Here is a 4,504-nt window from a genome sequence, read left to right on the forward strand (position 1 = left end):
CATGACGTAGGATATATCGACGTCGATGACCGGACCATCCACAACTGGGATGATGCAGGCATGGGCAATGTCACCATTAAGGAAATATTGAAATTTTCCATTAATACCGGCATGGCATATATTGGCATGCAGATGGGCGGCCGCATAGAAACGGAATATGCCCGGCGTTTTGGCTTCGGCCAGCCGACGGGAATCGAACTGCCCGGCGAAGGGGCCGGCATCCTGTTTGATGCTTCTTCTATGAGCCGTGTCGATGAAGCGATTATGGGCATCGGCCAGGGCAATGCCGTGACGCCGCTCCAGATGGTCCAGGCTTTCGGGGCTATTGCCAATGGCGGCCATATGATGAAGCCCTATGTAATCAAAGAAATCGATAATCCCGATGGTTCCATTTATAAAAAGGCCGAACCGACAGAAGTCGGTCAGCCTGTCTCGGCCGACGTAAGCAAGACCATCAGTAAAATCATGGCAGAAGAAATTTCTTCCGGCGGCGGACAGAATGCCCACATTGCCGGGTATGATTTCTGCGGTAAGACAGGGACGGCTCAGAGGCTCAACGCCGAGGGAACCGGCTATGCGGAAGGACAGTATATTGGCTCCTTTGTCGGCTTTGGGCCGTTGGAAGATCCGCAGTTTGTCGTCCTCATCGTCGTCGATAATCCATCAGGCGTCTATTATGGCGCCCAGGTAGCGGCACCTGTATTCAAAGAGATTATGGAAGAAATTGTACGATTTAAGGGAATTCGTCCATCTCATGGGCAGGAAAATCTGCTGCCACGTCGAAAACAAGAAGAGAAGGGGCAGCGGCGCCATATGCCGGAAATTCACCGCAGTGACGACGGCATCCTCATGCCATCTTTCATTGGCTGGGATAACCGGGAAGTCAATGACTGGCTGGACAAAGCCGGGCTTGGCTTTGTGCCGAACGGAGCCGGACGCGCCGTATATCAGAGTCCGAAAGCAGGTACATATGTCAGGGATGGCGATGATGTCCACGTGACATTCCTGCGTTAAAAGGGGGAGTTTTTGTGTTATTGTTAGATGGGAAGGCTGTAGCAGCCTTTCATCGTGAGAGGGTAGAGAGCAAAATTTACGATTTCCAGGAACAACATATCCGTCCAGAACTGGCTATCGTCCTGGCCGGTCAGGATAAGCCCTCGGCGATGTATGCCTCTTCGATGCAGCGCGTAGCCCGCAACGTCGGATTATCCGCTGAAATTTACCGTTTGTCCGAATCGGTAAGCGAACGGGACATCATTTCCATGCTCGAACATTTCAATGAGCAGAAACATATTTTTGGCATTCTCATGATGATGCCCCTGCCGCATCATCTCAACGCTTCACGAATCATCAACTGCATCAGTCCCGATAAAGACGTAGATGGACTGACCGATACGAATATTGCCCGCCTGTTTTCCGGGAGGTCCGGATTTGTACCGTGTACACCCCGTGCCGTTATGGCCATTCTGGATTATTATCACATTTCACTGACGGGGAAGGATGTCGTTATCATTGGCCGGAGCAATGTCGTCGGCAAACCACTGGCCCAGCTCTGCCTGAACCGCAATGCGACCGTTACTCATTGCCATACGCGCACCCATGATCTGAAAGCCGCGGCACGGCGGGCGGATATTCTGATCAGTGCCGCCGGGGCGCCGGGACTCATAACGGCCGATATGGTCAAACCGGGAGCTGTCGTCATTGACGTAGGAATCAACCGCGTCGATGGCAAGACTGTCGGCGATGTAGATTTCGAAGGCGTTTCCCAGGTTGCAGGGGCACTGACACCCGTGCCGGGTGGCGTAGGTGCCGTTACGACTATGATGGTTTTGGAAAACGTAGTCTGCCGGGGTGCATGGACGGACTAGGTTTATTATAAATAATATGATGAGAATGGAAGGTGTTTAGTCATGCATATTATGGATAATTTCCTCATTTATTACCTGCAACGGTTTGACAAGTACTGCTTTGAAGTAGTACTGCACGGCCATACCTATACCATAGGGACGGGCAAACCCCTGTTCCGCGTATTGGTGCATAAGGATATTCCTAAAAAAGAACTCCTTACGTCTACCTCGCTGGCATTGGGCGAAGCCTATATGAAAGGCGATATCGAAGTGGAAGGAGATTTGTTCGTCGTCTTAAAATGCATTCTCGAACAAATCGACCAGTTTTCCCTGGACCGGTCAGCTGTCAACAATCTTCTTTATCCGTCAGAAGATAAATCGACACAGCGCGAAGAAGTATGCTCTCATTACGACCTGGGGAATGATTTCTACAAACTCTGGCTGGATCCGACCCTGAGCTATTCCTGTGCCTATTTCAAACATGATGACGACACGCTGGAACAGGCACAGCGCAATAAAGTAGATTATATTTTATCCAAACTCCATCTGGAAAAGGGCATGAGTCTCCTCGATATCGGATGTGGCTGGGGCTTCCTGCTCATAGAAGCAGCCAAAAAATACGGCGTAACCGGTTATGGCTGCACCCTGAGTCACGAACAATGGGCCATGGGGCAGGAACGCATCAAAAAACTGGGACTGGAAGGACAGATCCATATTGACCTTATGGATTACCGGGATCTGCCCAAAAAGGGACTGAAATATGACCGGCTGGTCAGCGTCGGTATGCTGGAACACGTAGGCCGTTCCCAGTACGAACGCTATATGTCCATTGCCAATCAGATTTTGAAGCCGGGCGGACTGTTCCTTCTCCATTATATTGATGGCCGGGACGAAAAAAACAGCAATCCCTGGATGCGCAAGTATATCTTCCCCGGCGGCACACTGCCGACAGTCTATGAAATCCTGAAGCTGGCTTATGATGGCGATTTCCAGATCCTCGATGTGGAAAGTCTGCGCCGTCATTATTATCGCACTCTAAGCTGTTGGTATCACAATTTCCAGAAGGTACGTGACCAGGTAGCTGCCGATAAGGGAATGGAATTCGTCCGCATGTGGGACTTATACCTCTGTGGTTGTGCCGTAGCATTTTATATCGGCTATATTGACGTCCATCAGCTGCTCTTTACCAAAGGGACGAACAACGATCTGCCTATGACACGTTGGTATTAATCTGGAATATAAATTTTAATGTATTTTGTTCAATCCTCTATATGGCAGGAGACAAAGGGGAACTGAGTATGCTATACTAATAGTATGATTTACTTTTTCATGTCAACAAAGCTTTTTTCTAGAAGGAGGTATGAACATGGCAGTAGAATTTTATAAATGTGAATTATGCGGCAATATCATTGCCGTCATCAAAAACGGCGGTGGCAAGAATCTCGTCTGTTGCGGCCAGCCGATGACCCATCTTGTGGCAAATACCGTAGATGCATCGGCTGAAAAGCATACACCGGCAATTGCTAAAGAAGGGGCTATGCTGCAGGTGACCGTAGGTTCGATAGAACATCCTATGCTGGACAACCATTACATCGAATGGATTGCCCTGGAATGCGATGGCAAATTGACCTTTAAGTACCTGAAACCGGGTGAAGCTCCCAAAGCTGATTTCCATGCCGTGGATAAGGGTACTGTATATGCATACTGCAACCTTCATGGCTTATGGAAGGCTGATATTTAGAAAGTATAGGCACGAGCCTAAGGCGGAAGTCTCTGGCGTTATGTAACAGGTGGGGCTGTCTTACGGGGCAGCCCCTATTTTTTTAGGAGGGAAAGGGCTTGAAAAAAATATGGTTTGTCCGTCATGGAGAAAGTGCTGCTAATGCGGGTGAAGCAACCCGGGATCATCGTACGATACCGCTTTCCTCTCTGGGGGAAGAGCAGGCCCGGGCTGTCAGCATTATTATCCCCAAACCGAAGCTTATCATTACATCCCCTTACCTGAGGGCCCGGCAGACGGCAGCTCCGCTCATGCGGCTCTATCCCGATGTACCTGTAGAAACGTGGGATTGTGTCCATGAATTTGTCTATCTGTCACCCCGCACCTGTACCGGTACGACATCGGCCCAGCGCCGGCCCCGGGTCATTGCCTACTGGCGTCATCTGGATCCAGACTATGTGGACGGCGACGATGCCGAATCATACAAGCATCTCCTGCAGCGTATCCACCAGACCATAGACCGGCTTCGCGGCCGTCCCGAGTCGTTCATCGTCGTTTTCAGCCATGCCCAGTTTATGCGCAACCTCCTTCTGGTCATGCAGGAACCGGATCTTTCTCCCCGTGACTATATGAAGCGGTTCCGGAAAAGCGCGACTATCCGCAACGGTCAGATCGTAGAAATCCGGCTGTAACGGAATTTGACAGAACTGGCCTTTCATGGTAAAATACTATCACTGCATTGTGTGCAGCCTATTTTATTTTAAACTATGAGGTGATGTAGAAAATGGCAACGAGGAGAGACCCGCGTTTTAAAGAATGTCGCCGGTTCGGACTGAATGTGTACGGACATCCTAAGGCATTAAAACGCGTCAAAAAAGAACAGCGTCAGAAAAAAATGTCTGATTACGGTACACAGTTACTGGAAAAACAGAAGCTC

General features: G+C 49.7%; 5 protein-coding genes and 1 pseudogene. All 6 read left to right on the plus strand.

What is annotated here, in order from left to right:
• Positions 1–1,014 (plus strand): penicillin-binding protein (locus DBO31_RS07605; protein ID WP_150824853.1); only part of this gene is annotated, 1,014 nt, incomplete at its 5' end.
• 14 nt (positions 1,015–1,028) lie between these two features.
• On the plus strand, positions 1,029–1,868 hold the full coding sequence (locus DBO31_RS07610) for a bifunctional 5,10-methylenetetrahydrofolate dehydrogenase/5,10-methenyltetrahydrofolate cyclohydrolase (RefSeq protein WP_059075396.1): 840 nt from the start codon (positions 1,029–1,031) through the stop codon (positions 1,866–1,868).
• 42 nt (positions 1,869–1,910) lie between these two features.
• Positions 1,911–3,077, plus strand: a complete 1,167-nt coding sequence (locus DBO31_RS07615) for a cyclopropane-fatty-acyl-phospholipid synthase family protein (protein WP_059075395.1) — start codon at positions 1,911–1,913, stop codon at positions 3,075–3,077.
• A gap of 136 nt (positions 3,078–3,213) precedes the next feature.
• Complete coding sequence (locus DBO31_RS07620) at positions 3,214–3,588, plus strand: desulfoferrodoxin family protein (protein WP_200817493.1); 375 nt, start codon at positions 3,214–3,216, stop codon at positions 3,586–3,588.
• Positions 3,589–3,686: 98 nt separating this feature from the next.
• Complete coding sequence (locus DBO31_RS07625; protein WP_075581316.1) at positions 3,687–4,259, plus strand: histidine phosphatase family protein; 573 nt, start codon at positions 3,687–3,689, stop codon at positions 4,257–4,259.
• Positions 4,260–4,351: 92 nt separating this feature from the next.
• Positions 4,352–4,504, plus strand: a pseudogene (locus DBO31_RS07630) (30S ribosomal protein S4); the annotation flags it as partial.

It is taken from the genome of Megasphaera sp. DJF_B143 (assembly GCF_900320625.1).
Taxonomy (GTDB): domain Bacteria; phylum Bacillota; class Negativicutes; order Veillonellales; family Megasphaeraceae; genus Megasphaera; species Megasphaera hexanoica.